The 26,620-nt window shown below is 67.7% G+C and carries 22 protein-coding genes; 12 read left to right on the top strand and 10 right to left on the bottom strand.

Annotation, left to right across the window (positions count from 1 at the left end; all coding sequences use genetic code 11):
- Positions 1-283 precede the first annotated feature (283 nt).
- The 9 genes from rpmH to IOD14_RS43880 all read left to right on the top strand — a co-directional run bounded on the left by rpmH (position 284) and on the right by IOD14_RS43880 (position 7,192).
- A complete protein-coding gene (gene rpmH, locus IOD14_RS43920) occupies positions 284-421 on the top strand; it encodes a 50S ribosomal protein L34 (RefSeq protein ID WP_005482975.1) in 138 nt (45 codons plus the stop codon).
- A gap of 21 nt (positions 422-442) precedes the next feature.
- Entirely contained in the window at positions 443-814 is a 372-nt protein-coding gene (gene rnpA / locus IOD14_RS43915; protein ID WP_123761899.1) for a ribonuclease P protein component, read from the top strand.
- Positions 811-1,161, top strand: a complete 351-nt coding sequence (gene yidD, locus IOD14_RS43910) for a membrane protein insertion efficiency factor YidD (protein WP_123990382.1) — start codon at positions 811-813, stop codon at positions 1,159-1,161. Before rnpA ends, yidD begins: the two co-directional genes overlap by 4 nt.
- A 3-nt stretch (positions 1,162-1,164) precedes the next feature.
- Complete coding sequence (yidC, locus tag IOD14_RS43905; RefSeq protein WP_212673162.1) at positions 1,165-2,451, top strand: membrane protein insertase YidC; 1,287 nt, start codon at positions 1,165-1,167, stop codon at positions 2,449-2,451.
- A gap of 15 nt (positions 2,452-2,466) precedes the next feature.
- The gene (locus IOD14_RS43900) at positions 2,467-2,979 is read left to right on the top strand and encodes a R3H domain-containing nucleic acid-binding protein (RefSeq protein ID WP_123990380.1); all 513 of its coding nucleotides are present in this window, start codon (positions 2,467-2,469) and stop codon (positions 2,977-2,979) included.
- A 116-nt stretch (positions 2,980-3,095) separates the two neighbouring features.
- Positions 3,096-3,812: a 16S rRNA (guanine(527)-N(7))-methyltransferase RsmG gene (gene rsmG, locus IOD14_RS43895; RefSeq protein WP_123990379.1), complete on the top strand. Its 717-nt coding sequence runs from the start codon at positions 3,096-3,098 to the stop codon at positions 3,810-3,812.
- A 265-nt stretch (positions 3,813-4,077) separates the two neighbouring features.
- The gene (locus tag IOD14_RS43890) at positions 4,078-5,151 is read left to right on the top strand and encodes a ParA family protein (protein WP_123992742.1); all 1,074 of its coding nucleotides are present in this window, start codon (positions 4,078-4,080) and stop codon (positions 5,149-5,151) included.
- A complete protein-coding gene (locus tag IOD14_RS43885) occupies positions 5,148-6,248 on the top strand; it encodes a ParB/RepB/Spo0J family partition protein (protein ID WP_123990378.1) in 1,101 nt (366 codons plus the stop codon). Before IOD14_RS43890 ends, IOD14_RS43885 begins: the two co-directional genes overlap by 4 nt.
- Positions 6,249-6,574: 326 nt before the next feature.
- Entirely contained in the window at positions 6,575-7,192 is a 618-nt protein-coding gene (locus tag IOD14_RS43880; protein ID WP_123990377.1) for a GNAT family N-acetyltransferase, read from the top strand.
- Between the two features lie 52 nt (positions 7,193-7,244).
- Here the strand turns inward: IOD14_RS43880 and trxA are convergent, their stop codons facing one another.
- The 7 genes from trxA to IOD14_RS43845 all read right to left on the bottom strand — a co-directional run bounded on the left by trxA (position 7,245) and on the right by IOD14_RS43845 (position 16,950).
- Positions 7,245-7,577, bottom strand: coding sequence for a thioredoxin (gene trxA, locus IOD14_RS43875; protein WP_003991504.1), 333 nt, complete (start codon positions 7,575-7,577; stop codon positions 7,245-7,247).
- Positions 7,578-7,622: 45 nt separating this feature from the next.
- Entirely contained in the window at positions 7,623-8,591 is a 969-nt protein-coding gene (gene trxB / locus IOD14_RS43870) for a thioredoxin-disulfide reductase (protein ID WP_212673161.1), read from the bottom strand.
- 168 nt (positions 8,592-8,759) lie between these two features.
- Complete coding sequence (locus tag IOD14_RS43865; RefSeq protein WP_212673160.1) at positions 8,760-9,656, bottom strand: hypothetical protein; 897 nt, start codon at positions 9,654-9,656, stop codon at positions 8,760-8,762.
- Entirely contained in the window at positions 9,653-10,378 is a 726-nt protein-coding gene (gene sigM / locus IOD14_RS43860) for an RNA polymerase sigma factor SigM (protein ID WP_123990374.1), read from the bottom strand. Before sigM ends, IOD14_RS43865 begins: the two co-directional genes overlap by 4 nt.
- A gap of 31 nt (positions 10,379-10,409) precedes the next feature.
- A complete protein-coding gene (locus tag IOD14_RS43855) occupies positions 10,410-12,125 on the bottom strand; it encodes a protein kinase family protein (RefSeq protein ID WP_123990373.1) in 1,716 nt (571 codons plus the stop codon).
- 119 nt (positions 12,126-12,244) lie between these two features.
- Positions 12,245-14,536 carry a murein biosynthesis integral membrane protein MurJ gene (gene murJ / locus IOD14_RS43850; RefSeq protein ID WP_212673159.1) on the bottom strand — a complete coding sequence of 764 codons (2,292 nt, stop codon included), beginning with the start codon at positions 14,534-14,536 and terminating at the stop codon, positions 12,245-12,247.
- Positions 14,537-14,580: 44 nt separating this feature from the next.
- Positions 14,581-16,950 (bottom strand): DUF6049 family protein, encoded by a 2,370-nt coding sequence (locus IOD14_RS43845; protein ID WP_123990371.1) that lies wholly within the window; start codon positions 16,948-16,950, stop codon positions 14,581-14,583.
- A 257-nt stretch (positions 16,951-17,207) separates the two neighbouring features.
- Between IOD14_RS43845 and IOD14_RS43840 the strand changes: the two genes are divergently transcribed.
- Positions 17,208-18,650: a CCA tRNA nucleotidyltransferase gene (locus IOD14_RS43840; protein WP_123990370.1), complete on the top strand. Its 1,443-nt coding sequence runs from the start codon at positions 17,208-17,210 to the stop codon at positions 18,648-18,650.
- Positions 18,651-18,734: 84 nt separating this feature from the next.
- Here IOD14_RS43840 and IOD14_RS43835 read toward each other — a convergent pair whose 3' ends face one another.
- The 3 genes from IOD14_RS43835 to IOD14_RS43825 form a co-directional block, all read right to left on the bottom strand.
- On the bottom strand, positions 18,735-20,009 hold the full coding sequence (locus IOD14_RS43835) for an MFS transporter (protein WP_123990369.1): 1,275 nt from the start codon (positions 20,007-20,009) through the stop codon (positions 18,735-18,737).
- 87 nt (positions 20,010-20,096) lie between these two features.
- Positions 20,097-21,179 carry an inositol-3-phosphate synthase gene (locus IOD14_RS43830; RefSeq protein ID WP_123990368.1) on the bottom strand — a complete coding sequence of 361 codons (1,083 nt, stop codon included), beginning with the start codon at positions 21,177-21,179 and terminating at the stop codon, positions 20,097-20,099.
- Positions 21,180-21,223: 44 nt separating this feature from the next.
- Positions 21,224-21,904 carry a PadR family transcriptional regulator gene (locus IOD14_RS43825; RefSeq protein WP_123990367.1) on the bottom strand — a complete coding sequence of 227 codons (681 nt, stop codon included), beginning with the start codon at positions 21,902-21,904 and terminating at the stop codon, positions 21,224-21,226.
- A gap of 351 nt (positions 21,905-22,255) precedes the next feature.
- Between IOD14_RS43825 and IOD14_RS43820 the strand changes: the two genes are divergently transcribed.
- A complete protein-coding gene (locus tag IOD14_RS43820; RefSeq protein ID WP_212673158.1) occupies positions 22,256-24,940 on the top strand; it encodes a transglycosylase domain-containing protein in 2,685 nt (894 codons plus the stop codon).
- 108 nt (positions 24,941-25,048) lie between these two features.
- Positions 25,049-26,551 carry a glycosyltransferase 87 family protein gene (locus IOD14_RS43815; protein ID WP_123990365.1) on the top strand — a complete coding sequence of 501 codons (1,503 nt, stop codon included), beginning with the start codon at positions 25,049-25,051 and terminating at the stop codon, positions 26,549-26,551.
- Positions 26,552-26,620 lie beyond the last annotated feature (69 nt).

Raw genomic sequence — 26,620 nt, 5'->3', positions numbered from 1 at the left:
GAGTTCAGCCACGGTAGTCAGGGCGACGGGTGCGGTTCAAGTTGTTGTCCCCAGCCTGTGGATAGTGTCTCCCGGTGACCACTGGTTTGACCGGATGGCGTAGCCGCGCGTACCGTAACCAGGTCGAGTTGTCGATGGCTGCTGCCGCCTGCCTCCGATGGGCACAGATCGCTTCGGGTGATCGGGAAGCGGTGCACTCGGGCGTAACTGCGAGCTACTCGTGGGCGCACGGTGACAGCCAGGACGGCACCCGCAACCACCGATTTATCTCTGGAGCCCCCGAGTGAGCAAGCGCACCTTCCAGCCGAACAACCGTCGTCGCGCCAAGACCCACGGCTTCCGTCTGCGGATGCGTACCCGTGCCGGCCGCGCGATTCTGGCGAACCGCCGCAGCAAGGGTCGCGCCAGCCTGTCCGCCTGATCCCGGTCAGGTCATGCCGTCGTGCTGCCCACCGAGAACCGGCTGAGGCGGCGCGAGGACTTCGCGACCGCGGTACGACGAGGGCGCCGGGCCGGGCGCCCGTCCCTCGTCGTCCATCTTCGTAGCGGTGCCACGGACCCGCACGCGCCTGGGGAGAGCGCTCCCCCGACGCGTGCGGGTTTCGTCGTGAGCAAGGCCGTGGGTGGCGCGGTCGTGCGCAACAAGGTGAAGCGCAGGCTTCGCCATCTGATGCGCGACAGGGTCGCTCTGTTTCCCCCCGGTAGCCTGGTAGTCGTACGAGCGCTGCCCGAGGCGGGCGACGCCGATCATGAACAGCTGGCCCGAGACCTGGATGCCGCCGTTCAGCGGCTGCTGGGAGGGGGCGCACGATGAAGTACCCGCTGCTGGCACTGATCAAGCTGTACCAGTGGACCATCAGCCCGCTGTTGGGGCCGGTGTGCAAGTACTACCCGTCGTGCTCCCACTACGGCTACCAGGCCATCGACCGGCACGGTGCGATCAAGGGAACGGCACTCACCGCCTGGCGCATCCTGCGGTGCAATCCGTGGTCGCTGGGCGGTGTGGACCATGTCCCGCCGCGCAAGCGTCCGCGGTGGCACGAAATGCTGCGTAACGCCTGGCGTGCACGTAGGGGCGGGCCCTCCGCCGCCTCGGCCATCGAGGGGCAAACTCCTTCGAGCCCGGCCGCAGAGACTCCGTCCCATGCCCAAGGAGCATGATTAGTGGACACGATTGCCAGTCTTTTCAGCTTCATCACGACACCCGTCTCCTGGGTCATCGTCCAGTTCCACAAGGTGTACGGCGCCATCTTCGGCCCCGACACCGGGTGGGCCTGGGGCCTGTCGATCGTGTCCCTGGTGATCCTGATCCGTATCTGCCTGATCCCGCTCTTCGTGAAGCAGATCAAGGCGACGCGGGCCATGCAGACGCTCCAGCCCGAGATGAAGAAGATCCAGGAGCGCTACAAGAACGACAAACAGCGTCAGTCCGAAGAGATGATGAAGCTGTACAAGGAGACGGGCACCAACCCGCTCTCCTCGTGCCTTCCCATCCTGGCGCAGTCGCCGTTCTTCTTCGCCCTGTATCACGTGCTCAACGGCATCGCGACGGGCGACACCATCGGTGTCATCAACGAGTCGCTGCTGGCCAGCGCCCGTAAGGCGCACATCTTCGGGGCACCGCTGGCCGCGAAGTTCACGGACGGCTCGAGCAAGGTCGAGGCACTCGGCGCCTCGCTGACCGACGTCCGTGTCGTCACCGCGGTCATGATCGTCCTGATGTCGGCGTCGCAGTTCTACACGCAGCGCCAGCTGATGACGAAGAACGTCGACACCACGGTCAAGACGCCGTTCATGCAGCAGCAGAAGATGCTGATGTACGTCTTCCCGGTCATGTTCGCCGTCTTCGGCATCAACTTCCCGGTCGGTGTCCTCGTCTACTGGCTGACCACCAACGTGTGGACCATGGGCCAGCAGATGTACGTCATCCACAACAACCCCACCCCGGGTTCCAAGGCTCAGGCCGCCTACCTGGAGCGCCTCACCAAGCACGTCATGAACCACGGCAAGGCCCGCAAGCGCAGCGAGCGCACCATCATCAAGGCGATCGTCGCCAAGGGCCGTGACCGCAACGAGTTCGAGCGCAAGTTCATCAACGGTCTGAACAAGGCGGGCCTCGCGGCCCAGGCCGACGGCTCGGTCATCCAGAGCGAGTCCCAGGCCACGGTCCAGACCGAGGACGGTTCGCCGGCGAGCGCGGCCACTCCCAAGCGGCAGCAGCCCAAGCGGCAGAGCAAGTCCCAGCGTCAGTCGGGTGCTGCCTCGGCCGGTTCGAAGGCCGCCGGTGACACCCAGCCGTCGGAGCCGACCTCGCTCACCAAGTCCGACGAGCCCGAGGACGCCAAGCCCGCCGCTCCCGCCAAGAAGCAGTCCGGCGGCGGTACCCGCAGCAAGGCCCAGTCCGGACAGCGCAAGGGTCCGCAGCGGCCCAAGTCCCCGTCCAAGAAGTAAGAAGGAGTCCATCCCGTGACGGAAGGCACCACCTCCGCCGCTGCCGAGGGTGCAGACACCCTGACTCGCCTGGAGCAGGAGGGTGAGATCGCGGCGGACTACCTCGAGGGTCTGCTCGACATCGCCGACCTCGACGGCGACATCGACATGGACGTCGAGGCCGACCGCGCCGCTGTCTCGATCATCAGCGACGCGGGCGGCCGCGACCTGCAGAAGCTGGTCGGCCGTGACGGCGAGGTGCTGGAAGCCCTGCAGGAGCTCACCCGCCTGGCCGTGCACCGGGAGACCGGGGACCGCAGCCGTCTGATGCTGGACATCGCCGGCTACCGGGCCAAGAAGCGTGCCGAGCTCTCCGAGCTGGGCGCCAAGGCCGCCGCCGAGGTCAAGAACACCGGCGAGTCCGTGAAGCTCAAGCCGATGACGCCGTTCGAGCGCAAGGTCGTCCACGATGCGATCAAGGCGGCCGGTCTGCGCAGCGAGTCCGAGGGCGAGGAGCCCCAGCGCTTCGTCGTCGTGCTTCCCGCCTGACCGGTCCTACGTCCCCCGGCCCCGTCTGTAGAGCAGGCGGGGCCGAACTTTGTCAGCCTGATAGTTCTGGTGGTCGGCGCCCGGTGCGCTGATGCGGTACGGAAGGACGGTTCCCCGTGACGGAGGCAGCGGAGCTTCCCCCCGCGCCCGAGCAGGCGCGTGAGGTCTTCGGCGATCGCTTCGAGGACGCGGTGCGCTACGCCGAGCTGCTCGCTGAGGCAGGGGTGCAGCGCGGCCTCATCGGCCCGCGAGAAGTGCCCCGGCTGTGGGAGCGGCATCTACTGAACTGCGCGGTGCTCTCGGAGGTCGTTCCCGAGGGTGTGACGGTGTGCGACGTCGGCTCCGGCGCAGGTCTTCCCGGAATCCCGCTGGCCCTCGTCCGCGAGGATCTGAAGATCACGCTGCTGGAGCCGTTGCTGAGGCGCACGACCTTTCTGACGGAGGTCGTGGAGCTCCTGGGGCTGGACCATGTGACGGTCGTGCGCGGCCGTGCCGAGGAAGTCATGGGCAAGCTGACCCCGGTGCATGTGGTGACAGCGCGGGCTGTTGCCCCGCTGGACCGGCTGGCGACGTGGGGTGTCCCACTGCTGCGTCCCTACGGGGAGATGCTCGCACTCAAGGGCGACACCGCAGAGGAGGAGCTCAAGGCGGCTGGTACGGCTCTGAGCAAACTCGGTGCCGTGGGGACCTCCATCCTGCATGTGGGTGAGGGCGTCGTGGATCCGTTGTCCACGGTGGTGAGGGTCGAGGTCGGGGAGAGCCCCGGCGGGGTGCGTTTCGCTGCCAAGCGGGCGAAGGCGGCCCGTACCGGCCGCACGCGTCGGCGTCGCTGATCCGTCCTGACGACGAGACGTACTCCACACAAGCTGCCAAACCTATGCATGCCGGAGTGTCGCGGCAGAACGGGCACCGCAGCCCTGCATCGTGTTTCACGTGAAACGTCGCTCACTGCTGCACGGCATCATCAGCCGGGGCCGCGCCGCGGCCGAACCCCGCGACCGAAAGCCTCTCGGGTCACTCGGAGAGGTAACGGAGTTGTCCACAGAGGTGGATTTCTCCACAGAACAACAGGCCTCACTGGTTCACGACCCCGAAGACATGGGAGGCTCTGTTCATTGCGAGCCTGAAGTCGAGGAGAGTGAATCCTTGCGGTCCGACGCCAACATCGCGGGACCGATGACCGATCCGGTCCCCGGTCCCCGAACCGAGTCGATGGGGGAGGATGTTTCACGTGAAACACCGCCCCCGATGGACGACACTCCGATCGGTCGTGCTGCCCAACTGGCGGTAGAGGCTCTTGGTCGCGCCGGCGAGGGCCTGCCACGGCCTGAGCAGACCCGGATCATGGTCGTTGCCAACCAGAAGGGCGGGGTGGGCAAGACGACGACGACCGTCAATCTTGCCGCCTCGCTGGCTCTGCACGGCGGCCGTGTCCTGGTGGTCGACCTCGACCCCCAGGGCAATGCGTCCACTGCGCTGGGTATCGACCACCACGCCGAAGTCCCGTCCATCTATGACGTCCTGGTCGACAGCAGGCCGCTGTCCGAGGTCGTCCAGCCGGTCCCGGATGTCGAGGGCCTCTTCTGTGCCCCTGCCACCATCGATCTCGCCGGTGCGGAGATCGAGCTGGTGTCCCTGGTGGCACGTGAGAGCCGACTGCAGCGCGCCATCCAGGCGTACGAGCAGCCCCTGGACTACATCCTCATCGACTGTCCGCCCTCGCTCGGTCTGCTGACGGTCAACGCGCTCGTGGCCGGTGCGGAGGTCCTCATCCCGATCCAGTGCGAGTACTACGCGCTGGAGGGCCTGGGACAGCTGCTGCGCAACGTCGATCTGGTGCGGGGCCACCTCAACCCCACCTTGCACGTATCGACCATCCTGCTCACCATGTACGACGGCCGGACGCGCCTCGCGTCCCAGGTCGCGGACGAGGTGCGCACCCACTTCGGCGACGAGGTGCTGCGGACGAGCATTCCCCGCTCGGTCCGTATCTCCGAGGCGCCGAGTTACGGCCAGACGGTACTGACCTACGATCCCGGATCGAGCGGTGCCCTGTCCTACCTTGAGGCAGCACGAGAGATCGCGCTGAAGGGCGTCGGCGTCAGCTACGACCCGACGCAGGCGCACATCGGCGCACAGAGCAACCCGAGCATGGTGGAGGGCATCCAGTGAGCGAGCGACGGAGGGGTTTGGGTCGTGGTCTCGGCGCACTGATCCCTGCTGCCCCGACGGAGAAGACACCGACCCCGGCGGCGATGGGGGGCGCTGGTTCGGCGTCTCCGGCGTCCGTCCCGGTGTTGACCACAGACCGTGGGGTGGCCGCGGCGAAGGTGGCCACGCTGCCGCCTGTTTCACGTGAAACCGAGGAGCCGTCGGTCAACGGCAACGCGGAGACGCCCGCGCCTCCGATGGGCGCCCACTTCGCGGAGCTCCCCCTTGACTCCATCACGCCGAACCCGCGCCAGCCGCGTGAGGTCTTCGACGATGACGCGCTCCAGGAACTGGTCACTTCCATCAAGGAAGTCGGTCTTCTCCAGCCGGTCGTCGTACGACAGGTCGGCCCCGCCCGCTACGAGCTCATCATGGGTGAGCGGCGCTGGCGGGCCAGCCGTGAGGCCGGCCTGGAGGCGATTCCGGCGATCGTTCGGGCCACGGAGGACGACAAGCTTCTCCTGGACGCCCTCCTGGAGAACCTGCACCGTGCTCAGCTGAACCCGCTGGAAGAAGCAGCCGCCTACGACCAGTTGCTGAAGGACTTCAACTGCACGCACGACCAGCTGGCAGACCGCATCGGCCGGTCCCGTCCACAGGTCTCCAACACCCTGCGTCTGCTGAAGCTCTCCCCTGCGGTGCAGCGCCGAGTGGCCGCCGGAGTGCTCTCCGCCGGACACGCCCGCGCCCTGCTCTCCGTCGACGACTCGGAGGAACAGGACCGGCTGGCCCACCGGATCGTCGCCGAGGGACTCTCGGTGCGAGCGGTCGAGGAGATCGTGACCCTCATGGGGTCGCGGCCACAGACTGCCCAGCGCCCCAAGGGGCCGCGGGCCGGCGCCCTGGTCTCTCCGGCACTGTCCGACCTCGCGACGCGTCTCTCTGACCGCTTCGAGACGCGGGTCAAGGTCGACCTCGGGCAGAAGAAGGGCAAGATCACCGTCGAGTTCGCCTCGATGGAGGACCTTGAGCGCATCCTCAGCTCCCTCGCCCCCGGTGAGGGACCGGTTCTGCAGAGGAGTCTGCTGGACGACGAAGCCGAGGAGACGGAAGGCTGAACCAGGTCCCGTCAAGGTGACACCGCCCAGGCGAAGCACCAAGAGCGGGCTGTGTCCGGTACACACCGGACACAGCCCGCTCTTTGCTTTCAGGCGGTATCGAGGGAATCGGAGTGTGGATACGATGCGATTGGGTGCAGCACATCGACCCGGCAGTACCTCTGAGGGGAGGCAGGGGCCATGCGAACGATGAGCCGAAGCGGACTGGTGAGCGCGGGCCTGGGACTGGGGGCGGTCGGCGGATTCGTCGGCAGCCTGCTGAGGGAACGGAGCGCTCTGACAGCCGCCCGCGATGCGGCGGGCGAAGGAAGCGAGGAACAGCCTTCATGGGGCGTCGGCTTGTACCGCTCACGCTGGACAACCTTCCGGACCTCCCCCGGCGCTGCCGCTCGTGTGTCTTCTGGGAGTTGGACCCCGTCAGCGGAGAAGCCGCGGTAAAGGCGGGAACAGCTGCTCTGGAGAAGGAAGCCTGGATCTCCGCCGTCCTACTGGACTGGGGATCGTGCGGCCGGGTCGTCTACGTCGACGACGTACCGGTTGGCTTCGTCCTCTACGCCCCGCCTGCGTACGTTCCTCGCTCGACGGCGTTTCCCACGAGCCCTGTTTCTCCGGACGCCGTCCAGTTGATGACGTCCTTCATCATGCCGGGCTATCAGGGGCAGGGGCTGGGCCGGGTGATGGTGCAGACGGTGGCCAAGGATCTGCTGCGGCGGGGCTTCAAGGCCATCGAGGCCTTCGGTGACGCCCGCTGGAAAGAGTCCGCCTGTCTGCTTCCGGCGGACCATCTTCTCGCCGTGGGCTTCAAGACGGTCAGACCCCATCCCACGTACCCGAGGCTGAGGCTGGAGCTGCGCACCACGCTTTCCTGGAAGGAAGACGTGGAGATGGCACTGGACCGGCTCCTGGGGGCGGTACAGAAAGAACCGGCACTGCGTCCCCTGTAATGCGATGGGGCCGGCCCTTTCGGGCCGGCCCCATCGTGTTTCACGTGAAACATCACTCGGCGATGAAGTCCTCAAGGTCGCGGACGATCGCGGCCTTCGGCTTGGCACCGACGATGGTCTTGGCGACCTCGCCACCCTGGTACACGTTCAGCGTCGGGATGGACATGACGCCGTACTTGGCGGCCGTACCCGGGTTCTCGTCGATGTTGAGCTTGACGACCTCGATCTTGTCGCCGTACTCGGCGGCGATCGCCTCGAGGGACGGCGCGATCTGACGGCACGGTCCGCACCAGGCGGCCCAGAAGTCCACCAGGACGGGCTTGTCGCTCTTCAGGACGTCCTGCTCGAAGGAATCGTCGGTCACATTCTTCAGGGTGCCGGCCACGGCGGGCTCCTTAACTGGTTGGTGCGGTGGGGCGGGAAGGGAGGGTCAGACGGCGGTCTTCTCGGGCTCTGCCTTTTCCTCGTCCGCGAGGGCCGCGAGGAAACGCTCGGCGTCGAGAGCGGCGGAGCAACCGGTGCCGGCCGCGGTGATCGCCTGGCGGTAGGTGTGGTCGACCACGTCACCGGCGCCGAAGACACCGGTCAGGTTGGTGCGGGTCGAAGGCGCTTCCACCTTCAGGTAGCCCTCACCGTCCAGCTCGAGCTGGCCCTTGAAGAGTTCGGTGCGCGGGTCGTGGCCGATCGCGATGAACAGGCCGGTGACCGCCAGGTCCGAGATCTCGCCGGTCTTGAGGTTGCGCAGCTTCAGACCCGAGAGCTTCGGGTCACCCTGGATCTCGGCGACCTCGCTGTCCCACACGAACTTGATCTTCGGGTCGGCGAAGGCACGCTCCTGCATGGCCTTGGAGGCACGCAGGGTGTCACGGCGGTGGACGATCGTCACCGACTTGGCGAAGCGGGAGAGGAAGGTCGCCTCCTCCATCGCGGTGTCACCGCCACCGATCACGGCGATGTCCTGGTCCTTGAAGAAGAAGCCGTCACAGGTGGCACACCACGAGACACCGCGGCCGGAGAGGGCGTCCTCGTTCGGCAGGCCAAGCTTGCGGTGCTGAGACCCGGTCGTGACGATCACGGCCTTCGCCCGGTGGACCGTGCCCGACGTGTCGGTAACGGTCTTGATCTCGCCGGTCAGGTCGACGCTGACGATGTCGTCCGGGATGAGCTCGGCACCAAAACGCTCTGCCTGGGCGCGCATGTTGTCCATGAGCTCGGGGCCCATGATGCCGTCCTGGAAGCCAGGGAAGTTCTCCACCTCGGTGGTGTTCATCAGCGCGCCACCGGCGGTGACGGCACCCTCGAACACCAGCGGCTTCAGCGACGCGCGCGCGGTGTAGAGCGCCGCCGTGTAGCCGGCGGGCCCGGAGCCGATGATGATCACGTTACGGACGTCGCTCACGGCTTGGTTCCTCGTCTCTGGACTGCGTCGTCGGACCGGTGGAGCCCCTCTCAGAACTCTCACCCCACCCAACGGATCCTAAGGGGCGCGCATTCCCGGTGTGTCCGGGCACACGGAGACGCCACACCGTACGAACTACCACGCAGGACAGAGACGAAGCCGGCGCGTTCAGGAACGCGCGTAGGACTGCTTCAAGAGGATCTTCGCGGTGCCTTTGGGTGCGTTCTTCACGCACGAGGCATCCATGATGTACGCGATGACCCGGGTGCTGTCGGAGGGATCACGCAGAACGACCAGAAGCGCGTCCGTGCCCTGGTAGACGCCGTTCTCTGTCGCGAGCGGTGCGTCACTGCTGTGGAGGCCGTTCCGGATGCACTGGGGAACCTCGGGCGTCACCAGGATGCGAGGGTCCCCGGAGCCTGGGATGTCCGCGGCGCCCATGCTGGTGTGCGGAGACTTGGACCCGCCGCTCGCACTCTTCTTCTCTGTGAGAAGGCCCGAGACCCGCTCCTGGAGCCCGCTTGCGGAGAAGGTGTCGGCGGAGGCCGTCGCCTGTCCGTGTTCCGTGCCGGTCGGCTTGCCGTCATCCAACGCCGACAGCAGGACGGAGCCGAAGCCGAGTGCGGCGACGGTGAAGACCGCGCCGAGGACAGCGACCTTGCGGCGTCCGGTCCTCCTGCGGTCCTTGCGACCGGGGCCTGTGGAGGAGGTGCGGGCATGTCCCGTGGGTCGGTCGGTGGTGGGCGATGTTTCACGTGAAACATGCGCGCTCTCGACCGGTGCCGGTGCATTCACCGACTCCGGAGCAGTTGCCTGGAGCAGGGCCTCCGCTGCGAGAGCGGCGTCGATCCTGCCGGCGACGTCGGCGGGCATACGAGGCGGGCCCGGCAGCGTGCCTAGCAGGCCGCGAATCTCCTCCAGCGAGGCGTGCACGTCCGCGCAGAGTTCGCACTCGTCCAGGTGCCGACGGACGTCTGTGGTCCTGGAGGCGGAAAGAAGGCCTTCAGTGAGGTCGGAGATCTCCGCGACGTCCGGGTGCCCGGCTGTGTCTGTCGTGGAAGTCACGCTCGCCCACCTCCGCCCTTCACTGCAGCTGAATCGCTTGGTCCCGTATCCGGCGGCCCCTCTGACGGAGGTCCCGCTGCGGGTGGGACGGATGTACCCTGCGTCCGGTTCCGTCCGATGCCCCCTTCTCTGCTGTCTCCGGCGCTTTCCGGCCGCAGATGAGTGAGGAGCGGGAGCAGTCTGGCTCTGCCCCGGGCGCAGCGGCTCTTGATCGTCCCCGTCGGCACGTCGAGCATGTGAGCGGCTTCCGCGACGGGGTAGCCCTGCATGTCCACCAGTACGAGGGCGGCGCGCTGGTCGGGCGGGAGCGTGCCGAGGGCCTCCAGGAGCTGGCGGTGGAGGTCGTTGCGCTCCGCGGGCGCCGAGGCGGACTCGTGCGGCTCCAGGAGCTGCTCCAGGCGCTCGGTGTCGTCCACCGGAGAGGTCTTGCGGGAAGCCGCCTTTCTGGCCCGGTCCAGGCAGGCGTTCACTGTGATCCGGTGCAGCCAGGTCGTGACCGCCGACTGCCCCCGGAAGGTGTGGGCGGCCCGGTAGGCGGACACCAGGGCGTCCTGCACGGCGTCAGCGGCTTCCTCGCGGTCCCCGAGCGTGCGGAGGGCGACGGCCCAGAGCCGATCCCGGTGCCGCCGCACGAGCTCACCGAAGGCGTCGGGGTCGCCTTCCACGTGGCGGGCCAGGAGGTCCTGATCGCTGGTGTCGCCGTACACGGTGTCATCTGCCATCGGACCCCCTCCCCTTGTCTGCGGTGAGCTCTCAGCCGGTGAACTTCACGTTGGTGATGGCCTGCTTGTAGCCGGCATCGCTGTAGTTCGCCGGGTCGGCCCCGGAGTAGGGCAATGCGGTGAGCCACACCAGGACGTACTGCGACTTCACCGGCTTGCTGATTTTCACCGTGGCCGTGGTGTTCTTCGTGGTGGCCGAGCCGATCTTGTCCAGTGAGTCCAGCGACGACGGTGTGAGCGAGTCGGCGGCGTACAGCTCGACCGTCGTGCGGTTGCCGGGGTAGCGGAGGGACAGCGTCGCAGCCGAGACCTCCTGAGCGGAACCGAGGTCGTAGACGATGCCGACACCGGGCTTGATCACTATGTCCGGGCCGTCCTTGTAGCTGCTGGTCCGCCAGCCCGTGGTCAGGCTGCTGTCGTACGTCAGCTTCACATCACCGGGATGCTGGGCATCGCCCTCGGCCACGTACTCCTCGGCGTTCTCGATGCTGAGGGTCTTCGTCGGCTTCGGCGCGGTGCTGTTCTTGTCGCCGTCGTCGTTCGTCTGGGTCTGGTTCTCGTCCGACGTGCCGCCCCGGTCCATCAGCGCGTCCGCGAGCTGCCAACTACCGAGGCCCAGAGCGGCGATGAGAAGGGCGGAGACCGCCCACTTCAGGGCCCGGCCCGTGCGGCTCTGCAGTGGCGGCGGCGGGGGCTGTACCGGCTGGGTGACGCCGGGGTGCGGCGCCGGACGGCCGTACGTGCCCTGTTGGTAGGTCGTGCGCTGGTACTCGGGCGGGGCCGTGAACGCCGGCTCCGGCGGGCGGATGCGGGGCATCTCACCGATCGCCTTGACCAGTTCCTCAGGCGTCGTGCAGGCCGACTCGTGCCGTGAGGCGGTCGCTCCGTCGTTGGCGAGGGCTCGCATGGCCAGCTCGGACAGCCCACGGTGGACGCCCGCCCGCACCTGGTCGGGTGCGATGAGCCCGACGTCCTTGGGCAGCCCGGCCAGGCCGTAGGCGTCGCTCTCGTACGGCCAGCGCTGGGTGAGCGCCGCGTACAGGAGCGCGCCGATCGCCTCGGTGTCCGTGCGCTGGGGGGTCTCCGAACTGGCGCCCCGCAGCGCGGCGTTCACGGCGAGGCCGCGGATGCGCCACTGACCGCTCGACGTGCGCAGGACCGCGTTCGGGTTCAGCCGCAGATGCGCGAGCCCCTCACGGTGGGCCGCGGCCATGGCGGACGCCACCTGACTGACCATCTGGTAGGCGTCGTACACCTCCAGCGGGCCCGGAGCGAGAAGGGCGGTCAGCTCGGTCGCGTCCGGCAGCCACTCGTGGACGACGTAGACGAGGTCGTTCTCCTCGACGGCGTCCAGGACCTGGACGAAGCGTGGGTCGCCCAGCAGCGCGGAGGAACGGGCTGCGGCCAGCACGGAACGCGCCCGGGCATGATCCGCGGGCAGGATGTGCACCCCGACGGCCCGACGGAGTTTCTCGTCGACCGCACGCCAGCTGCTGAACCCGTCCAGACGGGTGACGCACTCCTCGAGACGGTAGCGTCTGGCGAGTTTGTGGCCGCTGTGCAACTCCGGCGGTGACGTCTTGCCAGGACTGTCGGTCCCGCCACTCCCCTGTGCCTCGACGTCTTCCGTGTCCCGCTCCCGGTTCTTGGCCACGCCGTCGGCCGTGGGCTGGTCCGCCTTGGCGGTCAGCGGCTCGTCACCGCTGTTGTCTGCCACGTCGACGGCAGCCGTGCTCCGTTCCGCCACCGTCGTTCCCTGCCTCCCCATTCATTGCGCGCCATGCGACGCAGAATCCAATTGTGCCCACAGTCCGCCGCTATGCACGACACACGGTGGCGGACGATGGTTGTGCGCGTACCCCTGGCTCAGCGCCCCAGACGCCCCCGGACCATGCCTACCAGTGAGTTCAGCTCCTCGATCCGCATCTTGCGCGCGGCGACGAAGAAGATCCCGAGCAGTACCGCCCCACCCGCGATCAGAGCGGCGAACGAACCGACCACTCCCTGACCGAGCGAGTGCCCGATGCCGTAACAGGCCGCTCCGCTCAGCAGGGCCGCAGGTACCGAGGCGATGCAGAGGCGGGCGTAGGTCCGCAGGACGCGGTTGCCGTCCAGGTCGCCGCCGAGGCGCTTGCGCAGCCGGTTCCAGGCGACGCCGACGCCGATCGCGTACGCGAGGCCGTACGAGGCGGCCATGCCCGCCACGGCCCAGCGCGGCGGCAGCAGCACGTAACACAGCACCGACGCACCCGCGTTGACCGCCGCCACGATGACCGTGTTGTAGAAGGGGGTGCGCGTGTCCTCGTAGGCGTAGAAGGCGCGCAGGACGACGTACTGAACGGAGTAGGGGATCAGGCCGAGGCCGAAGGCCATCAGCATGTACCCCATGTTCGTGGCCTCGCCGGTGCCCGAGGAGCCGAAGATCAGCGTGCACATCGGGATGCCGAGGGCGAGGAATCCGAAGGCGATCGGCACGATGGCGACGGCCGTGGTGCGCAGGCCCTGGGAGATGTCGTCACGGACGGCTCCGCCGTCCTCCTCGGCCGCCGAGCGGGCCAGCCGCGGCAGCAGAGCCGCCATCAGGGAGACGGTGATGATGGCCTGCGGCAGACCCCAGATGAGCTGTGCGTTGGCGTAGGCGGAGAAGCCGGTGCCGTCGACCGGGGAGTCCTTGCCCGCCGCGGTCGACAGCTGCGACACGACGATCGCGCCGGCCTGGTTGGCCAGGACGAACAGGACGGTCCACTTGGCGAGCGTCACGGCCTTGCCGAGTCCGTGACCCCTCCAGTCGAAGCGCAGCCGAAGCCGGAACCCGGTCTCGCGCAGGTAGGGGATCATCGCCAGCGCCTGCACCACGAGGCCGAGCAGAACGCCGATGCCGAGGAGGCGCTGTCCCTCCGGCGGGATGTTCGTGACCTTCATGCCGGAGTCGGCCGCCGAGCCGTAGACCCAGATGAACGTGCCCAGCGTCACGATGATGACGATGTTGTTCAGGACCGGGGTCCACATCATCGCGCCGAACTTCCCGCGGGCGTTGAGGATCTGGCCCATCACCACGTGGATGCCCATGAAGAAGATCGAGGGCAGGAAGTAGCGGACGAAGGTGATGCCGACCTCGTTGGCCGCCGGGTCTCCGGCCACCGAGTCGGACAGCAGCCGGATCAGGAACGGGGCGCCGAGGACCGCGAGGGCGGTCAGGGCGCCGAGCGCCACCATCACCAGGGTCAGCAGCCGGTTGGCGTACGCCTCGCCGCCGTCCTCGTCCTCCTTCATGGCACGCACGAGCTGCGGCACGAACACGGAGTTGAGGCCGCCGCCGACGGTCAGGATGTAGATCATCGTCGGCAGCTGGTAGGCGACCTGGAAGGTGTCACCGAGCAGACCGACACCCAACGCCGACACGATCAGGGCCGAGCGGATGAAGCCGGTGAGGCGCGAGACCATGGTGCCGGCCGCCATCACGGCGCTCGACTTCAGCAGGCCCCCGGCCTTCCCGCCCTTCTTCGCGGGAGCCGCGGGAGCCGCAGGGGCCGACGGCTCCGCCGCAACCGGCGCGGTACCGAGGTTCATGGTCTCGTCGGCCGAGGGCGCGGACGCGGCCGGTGCCTGGAACTGCGGCGCGGGCGACGGCGAAGGCCCGCTCGGGGCCGGGGCCGGGCCGGGTACCGACGGGGGATCCGTCGGCCGGCCGCCCCCCTGCTGCTGGTCGCGGAAGAGGTGGGCGAAGGCGTCCGGCTCGTGACGTTCCTGTCCGGCCCTGCTGACCAGGTCGTCGACCCCCACGAACTGGGTGGTGCGAGGGTTGTCGCCGTAGGGCAGGTACTGCGTCGGGCCCTCCGGCTCGGGCGCCGGTGTCTGCGCCCACACGTGCGGGTCGGGGGCGTGCGGAGACTGGGGCGGCTGGGAGTACAGCGGCTGCTGCGGCTGGTAGGTGCCGGGAGGCGGCGGGGGGTGCGCGGCACGGTCGTAGAGGGCCTCGGCGACCGGGTCCTGGGCGTAGAGGTCCTGAGCCCGGTAGGGGTCCTGGTCGTAGGCGTCCTGGAGGTACATGTCCGCGGGAGCCTGCGGCGGCACCTGGCCGTGCTCGGGCGGCGGGCCTTCGGGGCGGTCCGAGCTGCCCGCGCCCTGACCGCGATCACCGTCGTACGGCGCGTTCATGGTTACCCCACCTCATCGTCCCGGGCCCACCGGCCACGACATCCTCAACGGTCCACTCTCTCACCCGTGCCGGAAGGGTCGGCGCTTTCCGCTGCGGTGTCCGCTGTCAGGTCACTCGGCTGCTCCGGGGCGTCTGCCCCGGGCCCGGTGCCGGACTCCTCCTTGAGACGGCCCTCGGGGGCCTCCGGGTTCTCCGGGCCGTCCACGGCCTCGCCCGTCGCGTCGTCGGGGCCGTTCTGCTCGGCCTCACGGGCGGCCGCGCGCTTGCGCTGGGTGTACATCCGGAATCCTGCCAGCACCAGCAGCAGGACACCGCCGCCGATGACCAGCATCACCGTGGCCGTGAACTCGGTGACCTTCACGTCGAACCGGACGGCCTCGCCGTAGGGCCGGCCGTCCTCCGTGTACAGCTGCGCGACCACCGAGGCCTTGCCGTTGGCGTTGGCCGTCGTGGTGAACTTCACCGTCTGGCTGTGTCCGCCCGAGACCTCGACCGGCTGCTCGTAGTAGGAGGAGCCACCGATCTCGAGCCGGTTGGGGCTCAGCGAGGTCAGGCGCAGCCTCAAGTGCTCCACGCCCTGCACCAGGTTGTTCTGGACCGTCACGGGGATCGTGGCGCTGCGGCCGGAGAGCTTGGTCTCCGACTTGTCGATCAGACTGACCTGGGAGATCAGCTCGTCGAGGTAGGCCTCGACGTCATTGCGGAAACTGCTCGCCTCGGTGGCACTGCCCCGCCACGACGTGGACATCTCGCGGTTCACGGCCCGGCCGAAGGGGGTCACGACGCGGGACTGGTCGGAGAGGATGACCTTGAATTTGTCGAGCTTGCCCTGGGTGCTCGCGATCTGCTGGAAGGCCCACTTCGGCAATTCCTGCTTGCGCAGCGAGGAGGGGTAGGCCGAGGCCGGGGGCACCTTGGTGGTGGCTTCCGGGTCGGGCTTGGCCGCGGCGGCCGCCGTGAGCTTCTGGGTCTGGGACCAGTTCCCGTTCTGCAGTGCGGTGATCGCTTCGGCCATGGCATCGGCCTGGCTCGTCGTGGGCATGCGCTGCGGGGCGACCACGATGCTGCGCTGCTTGTCGGTCTGCAGGTCGAGGGCGAGGCTCTGGGCGAGGAACCGCTGGACGGCGAGCGTGGCGGTGGAGGCCCTCGTCAAGTCGCCCTGGAACGCCGTGGACAGCCGTGCGTCCGCGACGACCGCCGTGGTGCCGCCGCCGATCGGGCGGGCCGCGGACGGCGTGTACGACAGTCCGGCGGTCTCCTGGAGGCTGTCGCTGCGGGCGATCACCTTGTCGGCGCCGGCGGAGGTGGCGACCTTGACGATCGAGGGGTCCACCGCGCCGTTCACGGGCCACGCGAAGTCGGTGCTCGGCGTCACGTGGAGCACGGTCCTCACCGTGGTGGCGGCGACGTCGGTGGCCTCGTCGAGGTGACTGAGCGAGCCGGTGACACTCGTGCCGTTGTGAGCCAGGGAGGCGAGGTCGGGATCGGCGAAGGGGAGCGCGACGACCTCCTTGTCCTCCACCGCCTTCTGGAGCCTGGCCAGCCACTGCTTGGCGACCGCCTGGTGGCTGCCCGGAGTGGTGGTGTCGCCCGCGCCCTGGATCCGGTAGCTGCGGGTCATCGCGTCGACGGAGGCCAGCAGGTCCGGGTCGATCACCCAGGTGACGTCAAGGTCCTCGCCCAGGGACAGCATCTGGTCCAGCCGGCCGCCCGCCGAGATCTCCTCGGCGAGATCGTCGTTGAGGAAGACCGGCGTCTGCTGTGCGTTCGAGCCGGTCTCCGCCGTCATGTGCACGCTGGAGATCAACGGCCACAGGAAGGTCGTCTTCGTCTTCGTGTCCGCCTCGTCGGACTGCCAGGGCAGGAAGGTCCGCTGGATGCCCAGCGTCTTGTCCCACGGCTGTGCGGAGGTCTTTCCCGAGATGGCGACGGCGAGCTGGTACACGCCGGGATCTCCGAGGTCCAACTCGTCGACGGGTACGGCGATGGAGAACGGCTGGGCCACTCCGGGCGTCAGCTTCGCGAACTTCGCCACGTACTTGCCGCCGACCTCGGATCCCGTGGCGCCCTGGAGCGAGTCCTGGTCGCCGGCGGTGGTGTCGATCGACGAGCGGGTGTTCAGCTCGGGGCCCACCTGCAGCCCCACATGGGCGGCCGTGACGGTCTGCTTGCCGTTGTTGGTAACCGTCCCCGACACGGTGAGTGTGTCACCCTCCGTAGGCGCACTGGGGCTGAGTGTGTCGACTGCGACGGACACCGTTCCGGAGCCCCCGGCGGCCTGAGCGGGCGCCGCGTCGGGAAGCTGGCACAGGCCGGCCAACAGAGGGACCCCTGCGAGCAGGGCTCCGGTACGCCGCAGCCAGCGGCGGGCAGGTGAGGGACTGGTCCCCTGGAAGTCTGCCGCCTCGGCCACGCGCTCGCCCGTCCCTAGTCGTCGTCAGTGGTCGTCGGAATGTGCGTCCACGCATGGTAACGATGCGCGCTGAGGGGAAGTGCCGCGGACTGCTCCACAAGATCGGGGAACGCTGCCGCACTGTCCTGAATGTCTACGTATAAAGGGGAGCGCGCCCGTGAGTCTCCCGAGCAGACCCTGTGCAGGTCCGGGTGACGAAGCTGTGCACGTTTAATGGAGGCGCCCGCGGGTGCCCGGGCCACGTACCCTCTTCTGTTGTGCCGAACGCCAACGAAGACAGCCTCAGTGCCCCGAATCAGGTGCAGGACCGCGCGGTGAACGAGCCGTTCGAGGTAGCGCCTGTCGCCGACGAGCTCGCCCGCCGCTTCCAGGAGGCCGGGTTCTCAATCGCCCTGGTCGGCGGTTCGGTCCGGGACGCACTGCTCGGCCGGCTCGGCAACGACCTGGACTTCACCACCGACGCCCGCCCCCAAGACGTACTGAAGATCGTTCGGCCGTGGGCGGACGCCGTGTGGGAAGTGGGGATCGCCTTCGGCACCGTCGGGGCGCAGAAGGACGGCTACCAGATCGAGGTGACCACCTACCGGTCCGAGGCGTACGACCGGACCTCGCGCAAGCCCGAGGTGTCATACGGCGACTCCATCGAGGAGGACCTCGTCCGGCGTGACTTCACCGTGAACGCGATGGCCGTCGCCCTCCCGGAGAAGAAGTTCATCGACCCGCACGGCGGCCTCGACGATCTCGCGGCCCGAGTGCTGCGGACGCCTGGCACCCCCGAAGCGTCCTTCTCGGACGACCCACTGCGGATGATGCGGGCAGCACGGTTCGCGGCTCAGCTCGACTTCGAGGTGGCGCCCGAGGTGGTCACCGCGATGACGGAGATGTGCGGGCGCCTGGAGATCGTCTCCGCCGAACGGATCAGGGACGAGTTGAACAAGCTCATCCTGTCCGCCCATCCGCGCAAGGGACTGACGCTGTTGGTCGACACAGGGCTCGCGGAGCATGTGCTCCCGGAGCTTCCGGCCCTGCGACTGGAGAGCGACGAGCACCACCGGCACAAGGACGTCTACGAGCACACGCTGATCGTCCTGGAGCAGGCCATTGCGCTGGAGAAGGAAGGGCCCGACCTGACCCTTCGCCTGTCGGCACTGCTCCACGACATCGGCAAGCCGCGCACTCGACGTTTCGAGAAAGACGGCCGGGTCTCGTTCCACCACCATGAGGTGGTCGGAGCGAAGATGACCAAGAAGCGCATGACGGCGCTCAAGTACTCCAACGAGCTGGTGAAGGAGGTCTCGCGACTCGTCGAGCTCCATCTGCGCTTCCACGGCTACGGCACCGGGGAGTGGACGGACTCGGCGGTTCGCCGTTATGTGAGGGACGCAGGCCCCCTGCTCGACCGTCTCCACAAGCTGACCCGCTCGGACTGCACGACCAGGAACAAGCGCAAGGCGGCCGCGCTGTCGCGTGCCTATGACGGTCTCGAGGACCGGATCTCCCAGCTGCAGGAGCAGGAGGAGCTGGACTCGATCAGGCCCGACCTCGACGGCAATCAGATTATGGAGATCCTCGGTGTGGCACCCGGCCCTGCGGTGGGCCGTGCGTACAAGCACATGCTGGAGCTTCGGCTGGAGAACGGGCCGATGGGGCACGACGAAGCGGTGGCCGCGCTCAAGGAGTGGTGGGCCGGGCAGGGCTGAGGCCCAGAAACGGGGTCATGTTTCACGTGAAACATGACCCCGGACGCATCGAGGGGGCGATGTTTCACGTGAAACATCGCCCCCTCATCGTTTCGTCGCCGTGTGGCGTTCCTTCGTCATCGCCACAGCGATCGCTGCGTAGAGGACGGCGATACCGACCACCAGGGTCACTGAACGGCCGTCCGGCGGCAGGATCAAGGCGGCGACGGCCGCGGCGCCCACAAAAGCGGTGTTGAACAGGACGTCGTAGACGGAGAAGATCCGGCCCCGGAATCCGTCGTCGACGGAGGACTGCACGATTGTGTCCGTGGCGATCTTCGCGCCCTGGGTGATCAGACCCAGGACGAATGCCGCGATGAGCATGGGGGCGGTGGCGAAGGGAAGCCCGAGGGCAGGCTCCAGAACCGCCGCGGCGGCCGCGCACACGACGATCCAGCGCTCCGGTCCGAGTCTCCCCGCGGCCCAGGGGGTGATCACCGCGGCTGCGAAGAATCCGGCGCCGGAGATTCCCAAGGCCAGCCCCAACAGGGCGAGTCCGTCGTCCGGATCGGATGTCAGGGTGTAGCGGCAGAGCATCAGCACCATGACGAGCAGAGCCCCGTAACAGAACCGCATGAGCGACATGGCGCCGAGTGCCCGGGCGGCCGACCGGCGTGACGGTGCGGCCAGATGGCGTACACCGGCTACCAGGTCGCGGGCCGTGCCGGCGAGGGCGGCGCCGAGGTGGGGCTGGATCAACTCGGGGTCGGGGCCGAGCAGTTCCGGCGGCATGCGCAGTGCGGCGAGCGCACCGCACAGGTACAGGCCCGCTCCCAGCAGCACCACGGCCGCGTCGGAGTCGGCGACCAGGAGTCGTACGACGAAGGCCAGGCCGCCGCCCGCGGTCGCGGCGAGCGTTCCCGCCGTCGGGGAGAGGGAGTTGGCGATCACCAGTCGCTCCTCGTCCACGACACGGGGCAGTGCGGCGGACAGGCCGGACAGGACGAAGCGATTGACGGCGGTCACGCACAGGGCGGAGACGTAGAAGAGCCAGTCCGGGACGTGGCTGAGCATCAGGACGGCCGTCGCCGATGCCAGCAGGGCGCGCACCAGGTTGCCGTAGAGGAAGACCTGGCGGCGGCGCCAGCGGTCCAGGAGGATTCCGGCGAAGGGCCCCACCAAGGAGTAGGGGAGCAGCAGGACCGCCATGGCGGAGGCGATGGCGGTGGCAGAGGTCTGCTTCTCCGGGGAGAACACGACGTAGGCAGCGAGCGCGATCTGGTAGACGCCGTCCGCGCCCTGGGAGAGCAGGCGCACGGACAGCAGTCGCCGGAAGTCCCGGAGGCGCAGCAGGAGCCGCAGATCACGCACGACGGACATGGGCACAGCCTCACATACGGCGAGGGTCCCCGGTCGACACAACCCGGGGACCCTCTGTAGCCCTGGCAGGAGCGTTTTGAGTGAGCCTTAGCGCTCGACTTCACCCTTGATGAACTTCTCGACGTTCTCGCGGGCCTCGTCGTCGAAGTACTGGACCGGCGGGGACTTCATGAAGTAGCTGGAGGCCGACAGGATCGGGCCGCCGATACCGCGGTCCTTGGCGATCTTCGCGGCGCGCACGGCGTCGATGATGACACCGGCGGAGTTCGGGGAGTCCCAGACCTCGAGCTTGTACTCCAGGTTCAGCGGGACGTCACCGAAGGCACGACCCTCGAGGCGGACGTAGGCCCACTTGCGGTCGTCGAGCCACGCGACATAGTCGGACGGGCCGATGTGGACGTTCTTCGCGCCCATGTCCCGGTCGGGGATCTGGGAGGTGACGGCCTGCGTCTTGGAGATCTTCTTGGACTCCAGGCGCTCGCGCTCGAGCATGTTCTTGAAGTCCATGTTGCCGCCGACGTTCAGCTGCATCGTGCGGTCCAGGACCACACCGCGGTCCTCGAACAGCTTCGCCATGACGCGGTGCGTGATGGTGGCGCCGACCTGGGACTTGATGTCGTCACCGACGATCGGGACGCCCGCCTCGGTGAACTTGTCCGCCCACTCCTTGGTACCGGCGATGAAGACCGGAAGGGCGTTGACGAAGGCGACCTTGGCGTCGATGGCGCACTGGGCGTAGAACTTCGCCGCGTCCTCGGAGCCGACGGGCAGGTAGCAGACGAGGACGTCGACCTGCTTGTCCTTGAGGATCTGGACGATGTCGACCGGGGCCTCGGGGGACTCCTCGATGGTCTCGCGGTAGTACTTGCCGAGACCGTCGAGGGTGTGGCCGCGCTGAACGGTCACGCCGGTGTTCGGCACATCGCAGATCTTGATGGTGTTGTTCTCGGAGGCGCCGATGGCGTCGGCGAGGTCGAGACCGACCTTCTTCGCGTCGACGTCGAACGCCGCGACGAACTCGATGTCACTCACGTGGTAGTCGCCGAACTGGACGTGCATCAGTCCGGGGACCTTCGACGCCGGGTCGGCGTCCTTGTAGTACTCGACTCCCTGAACCAGCGACGCGGCGCAGTTGCCCACGCCGACGACGGCTACACGAACCGAACCCATTCCGGTTGCTCCCTGTGTGTACGAGTGAGGCCCTGGCAGGGACCTCACGTGGCGGTGTCGCCGGGCGTATCCGGACCGGGGGTGTCCCCGGGCCGGGGCAGGACGCCCGGCGCTCCCTCTGTGGTGTCGCGAGTGGTTTCTCCATGGCCGGGGCCCTTGAGGTCCCGGCCGGCCCGCTCGCTTTCGATGAGCTCGTTCAGCCAGCGCACTTCGCGCTCCACGGACTCCATCCCGTGGCGCTGGAGCTCAAGCGTGTAGTCGTCGAGGCGCTCCCGGGTGCGTGCCAACGAGGCACTCATCTTCTCCAGGCGCTCCTCCAGCCGGCTGCGGCGGCCTTCGAGGACTCGCATACGGACGTCGCGCGAGGTCTGCCCGAAAAAGGCGAAACGAGCAGCGAAGTGCTCGTCCTCGTACGCGTCGGGACCCGTCTGCGAGAGCAGTTCCTCGAAGTGCTCCTTACCTTCCGCCGTCAACCGGTAGACGATCTTGGCGCGACGCCCTGCGAGTGGTGCGGCGAGGGCGTCCTCGGTCGTGTGCCCCGGTTCTTCGATCAACCAGCCGTTGGCGACCAGCGTCTTGAGGCAGGGGTAGAGCGTGCCGTAGCTGAACGCGCGGAACACGCCCAGTGACGTATTGAGGCGTTTGCGCAGCTCATAGCCGTGCATCGGGGACTCACGGAGCAGGCCGAGTACGGCGAATTCGAGGATCCCGGAACGCCGGCTCATCGTCGCCTCCTCGTCACTGTCTCGCACCGATGTATCGACTCGATACATCAAGACGATAGAACGCCCTTCCGGAAGCGACAAGTGGGGGGACGGTGAACGGGATCACATCAATGATTCATGCGAACCAAGTTGCCTGATTTGGGGTGAACTTCGGGGCTCGGTGGGTTTTGACGGTGCGTAGTCTGTGCGGCATGCACACCACCGGGAGCCGAGTGACACCTGGGAGGTGTCGCTGTCCCGGTGCGGTACGGATGAATGCAGAACCGACCACATCCGTACTTCGGGGGGACCGGAAACCAGCCGCCGTTTCCAGGCGCGCACGGGTGCGCCTGCCCGAGGAGTAGTCGTTCGATGAGCGAGCACCGTCGCAAACCGCCGCAGCCGCAGGGAGGCGGACGTGCCGCGGCCCGACGCGGCCAGTCCGGCTCGTCCTCCGGCCGCCGCGCGGCTCCGCGAGGCGCCACCGGGTCTCTTGCCGACTCCTATGGGACGAGCTCCCAGGAGTCGGCTTCCTATGGTCCGGGAGGCGAGGAACGTCAGTACGGCAGTCGTGCCGAGGCCCGTCGCGCGGCCCAGAGAAGCACGGGCGGTGGTCGCCGCAGAGGGGCGGAGCCCGTCCGCGGAAGCCGACGTGGGGCACCGGCCGGGCGGGGCCGCGCGTCCGATCCCGGCAAGAAGCGGTTCATCGACTACCCCCGCGCGGGCAAGTACGGCGTGGCACGCTGGGTGCCGTCCTGGAAGCTGGTGACGGGGCTGTTCATCGGCTTCATCGGAGGCCTGGTCGCGATCGCCGGCGTGGGCTACGCGCTCGTGAGCGTTCCGAACGTCGCCGAGACCGCGACGGCGCAGAACAACGTCTACTACTGGTCCGACGACTCCGAGATGGTCTCCACCGGTGGCGAGACCAACCGCCAGATCGTCAACCTCGCTCAGATCCCGAAGGCGATGCAGTACGCGGTCGTCTCCCAGGAGAACAAGACCTTCTACACCGACAGCGGCATCGACCCCAAAGGCATCGCCCGCGCCGTGTTCAACATGGCCAGGGGCGGCAACACGCAGGGTGGCTCCACCATCACCCAGCAGTACGTCAAGAACGCGCGCCTGGACGACCAGTCCCAGACCGTCACGCGCAAGTTCAAGGAGATCTTCATCTCCATCAAGGTGGGCGCCACGGTCAACAAGGACGAGATCATGGCGGGGTACCTGAACTCCGCCTACTACGGCCGCAACGCCTACGGCATCCAGGCGGCCGCGCGCGCGTACTTCAACAAGGACGCCAAGGATCTGAACCCGGGCGAGTGCGCCTTCCTGGCCGCCATGCTCAAGGGCGCCACGTACTACGACCCGGCGGGCGCGACGTCCATCGACGCGACACAAGCCACGGCTCAGGCCAACCAGAGGCGGGCCCTGCGGCAGATGCAGGACACGCTCAACAAGATGGTCGAGTACGGCCACCTCAGCGCGGCGGAACGGGCGAAGTACACCACGCTCCCTGCGTGGCAGAACCCCCGGTCCAACACCCAGCTCAAGGGCCAGATCGGCTATCTGGTCGACCTCGCCAAGGCCTATCTGATCAACAACAAGATCATCAGTGCCGACAAGCTCCAGCAGGGCGGCTACTCGATCTACACGACCTTCGACAAGAACAAGGTCAAGGAGCTCGAGGCGGCGGTCAAGAAGGTCCGCAAGGAGAACATCGATCCCAAGAAGCGCCCGGCCAAGGACACCTACGTCCAGTTCGGCGGGGCTTCCGTGGAGCCGGCCACCGGGGCGATCCGGGCCTGCTACGGCGGCGAGGACGCGACGACCCACTTCACCAACAACTGCGACTCGACCGGTGCCCAGGTCGGTTCGACGTTCAAGGCGTTCGTGCTCGCCGCGGCGATGAAGTGGGGTGTGCGCGATCCGGATCTCGGCGAGAGCCAGGCGCAGGACGAGCGCACGGTCGTCAACGCAAAGAGCCTGTTCAGTGGCAAGAACGACCTGAAGATCAAGAACTACGACGGTTCGATCTGGAAGAACGAGGAGGGCAAGGAGTGGCTCCAGGAGAACGACGGCAAGCAGTCCTACGGTTCTCCGCCCAAGTACCAGATCGATCTTCGTGAGGCGATGAGGGAGTCGGTGAACTCCGCCTTCGTGCAGCTCGGCATGGATGTCGGCCTGGACAAGGTGAAGGAGTCGGCCATGGACGCAGGTCTCAAGGAGAACAGCCTGGCCGGCACCAACTTCCCGTCCTTCTCCATCGGTATCTCCGACCCCAGCGCGATCCGCATGGCGGGCGCTTACGCCACCTTCGCGGCCAGCGGCAAGCAGAACGAGCCGTACTCCGTCGAGAGGGTCACCAGCAAGGACGGGGACGTCTTCACCCACAAGGCGAAGCCCAAGCAGGCCTTCGAGAAGAAGGTCGCCGACAACGTCACCGATGTACTCAAGACCGTGGTCGACGACGGCACGGGTACCAACGCCCAGCTCACCGGCCGTGAGGTGGCAGGTAAGACCGGAACCACCGACGGCAACAAGTCCGCCTGGTTCGTCGGGTACACCCCGCAGCTGTCCACGTCGATCACCATGTTCCGGCTGGACGACGACGAGACCAAGAAGAACCGCACCTTCCTGGAGATGTACGGAACCGGTGGCCAGGAGAAGATCCACGGTGCCTCGTTCCCGTCCGAGATCTGGCACGACTACATGGAACAGGCGCTGAAGGGTCAGAAGGCGATCGACTTCCCGACGCCTGAACCCATCGGTGAGGTCCTCAACGAGGAGCCGAGCCCCACGCCCACTCCGACGCCCAGTGAGACCGAGTCGGCCACTCCGACCCCGACCCCGACACCCAGTCAGACGCTCACGCCGCCGTCACCCACGGCGAGTGAGACCTGCCGGTTCGAGTGGCAGTGCACCGACGGGGGCGGAACGAACAACGGTGGAACCGACGGAGGTGTGACCTCGACACCTACGGCCACATCGACGGACACGAGCGGTGGCAATACCAACGGGAACGGCAATGGAGGCCTCTTCGGCGGCTCAGGCGGTTAGTTGCCGAATGCCCCGTGAAGGGTGTTTCACGTGAAACATGGGCCGTCGCACCCACCAGGTGCGGCGGCCCTCGGCGTACTCCTAGCCTCGTACGGCAGGATGGGCCGCATGCCCAGTGCTGAATCGACGCCAACGAGCGTGCACGACTCGGACCCAGTGCGTCCGACCAAGGACGACGAGGTCTCCCGGAGCGGCAGCGAGTTCATCGGCGGCCCTCTCGGGCGACGCGCCCTGCTGGGGGCTTCCTGGTGGACTCCCGTCCGGGTCATCGCGCTCGTGGCCATCGGGATGTTCGCGCTCGGCCTGGTCCAGAAGGCGCCTTGCTACAACGGCGGCTGGTTCTTCGGTGCCAGCACCCAGTACACCCACGCGTGCTACTCGGACATCCCGCACCTGTATCAGGGGCGCGGCTTCGCCGATGGACTTGTCCCGTACTTCGACAAGCTCCCCGGTGACATGCAGTACCTCGAATACCCGGTGCTGACCGGTGTGTTCATGGAGGTCGCCGCCTGGCTCACGCCCGGCAGCGGCAGCATCCAGCACCAGGAGCAGTGGTACTGGATGGTCAACGCCGGGATGCTGATGGTGTGCGCGGCCATCATCGTCGTCTGCGTCAGCCGTACGCAGGCCCGCCGGCCCTGGGACGGGCTGCTGGTCGCCCTGGCGCCCGCCTTCGCGTTGACCGCCACCATCAACTGGGACCTGCTGGCGGTCGCTCTGACGGCCTCCGCGATGCTGATGTGGGCGCGGGGACGCTCGCTCGCCTTCGGTGTCCTCCTGGGGCTCGCCACGGCCGCCAAGCTCTACCCGATCTTCCTGCTCGGACCGCTGTTCGTGCTGTGCTGGCGGGCAGGCAAGTGGCGGGACTTCGGCAAGGCGCTGGGCGGCGCGGTCGTCTCCTGGCTCGTCGTGAACCTGCCGGTGATGTTCTTCGCCTTCGACGGCTGGTCGAAGTTCTACACCTTCAGCCAGGAGCGGGGCGTGGACTTCGGCTCCTTCTGGCTGATCATGGCCCAGAACTCGACCGACCCGCTGAGCACCGAGACCGTCAACACGCTCGCCACGCTGCTGATGCTGCTGTCCTGCGCCGGCATCGCGGTGCTCACCCTGAGCGCCCCGCGGCGGCCGCGTTTCGCCCAGCTGGCGTTCCTGATCGTCGCCGCGTTCATCCTCACCAACAAGGTCTACTCACCGCAGTACGTCCTGTGGCTGGTGCCGCTGGCCGTGCTGGCCCGGCCGAAGTGGCGGGACTTCCTCATCTGGCAGGCGTGCGAGGTGGCCTACTTCCTGGGGATCTGGCTGTACCTCGCCTACACGACCAGTGGAAACGCCCACAAGGGCCTGCCGACCGACGGCTACCACTGGGCCATCGGAGTGCATCTGCTGGGCACGGCCTACCTGTGCGCGATGGTCCTGCGCGACATCCTCATGCCGGAACGGGACGTGGTGCGCCGAGCCGGCGACGACGATCCCTCCGGCGGTGTGCTCGATGGAGCCGAGGACGTCTTCGTGCTGGGCGCCGCCGCCCATCCACCGCGGCACGCGGCCCACTTTGACGGGCCACAGGTGGAGTGGGGCGGCGAACAGGGGACCACCGACCGTTCGCTCTGAGCGAACACGCCTGGGTGTCACACGCGAAAGGCCGTACAGGGCAGTCCCGTACGGCCTTCTTGCTGTCTC

This window comes from Streptomyces sp. A2-16 (assembly GCF_018128905.1).
GTDB lineage: Bacteria > Actinomycetota > Actinomycetes > Streptomycetales > Streptomycetaceae > Streptomyces.
The sequence above is the reverse complement of the archived record's forward strand: the minus strand, read 5'-3'. Positions and strand labels throughout refer to the sequence as shown.

Coding starts and splice junctions, on each gene's coding strand:
- IOD14_RS43880 (WP_123990377.1), top strand. CDS start 6,575: ATGGGGCGTCGGCTTGTACCGCTCACGCTGGACAACCTTCCGGACCTC.
- sigM (WP_123990374.1), bottom strand. CDS start 10,378: ATGGCAGATGACACCGTGTACGGCGACACCAGCGATCAGGACCTCCTG.
- IOD14_RS43825 (WP_123990367.1), bottom strand. CDS start 21,904: ATGAGCCGGCGTTCCGGGATCCTCGAATTCGCCGTACTCGGCCTGCTC.
- IOD14_RS43820 (WP_212673158.1), top strand. CDS start 22,256: ATGAGCGAGCACCGTCGCAAACCGCCGCAGCCGCAGGGAGGCGGACGT.
- IOD14_RS43890 (WP_123992742.1), top strand. CDS start 4,078: ATGGGAGGCTCTGTTCATTGCGAGCCTGAAGTCGAGGAGAGTGAATCC.
- IOD14_RS43835 (WP_123990369.1), bottom strand. CDS start 20,009: ATGTCCGTCGTGCGTGATCTGCGGCTCCTGCTGCGCCTCCGGGACTTC.
- IOD14_RS43815 (WP_123990365.1), top strand. CDS start 25,049: ATGCCCAGTGCTGAATCGACGCCAACGAGCGTGCACGACTCGGACCCA.
- murJ (WP_212673159.1), bottom strand. CDS start 14,536: ATGAACGCGCCGTACGACGGTGATCGCGGTCAGGGCGCGGGCAGCTCG.
- yidD (WP_123990382.1), top strand. CDS start 811: ATGAAGTACCCGCTGCTGGCACTGATCAAGCTGTACCAGTGGACCATC.
- IOD14_RS43830 (WP_123990368.1), bottom strand. CDS start 21,179: ATGGGTTCGGTTCGTGTAGCCGTCGTCGGCGTGGGCAACTGCGCCGCG.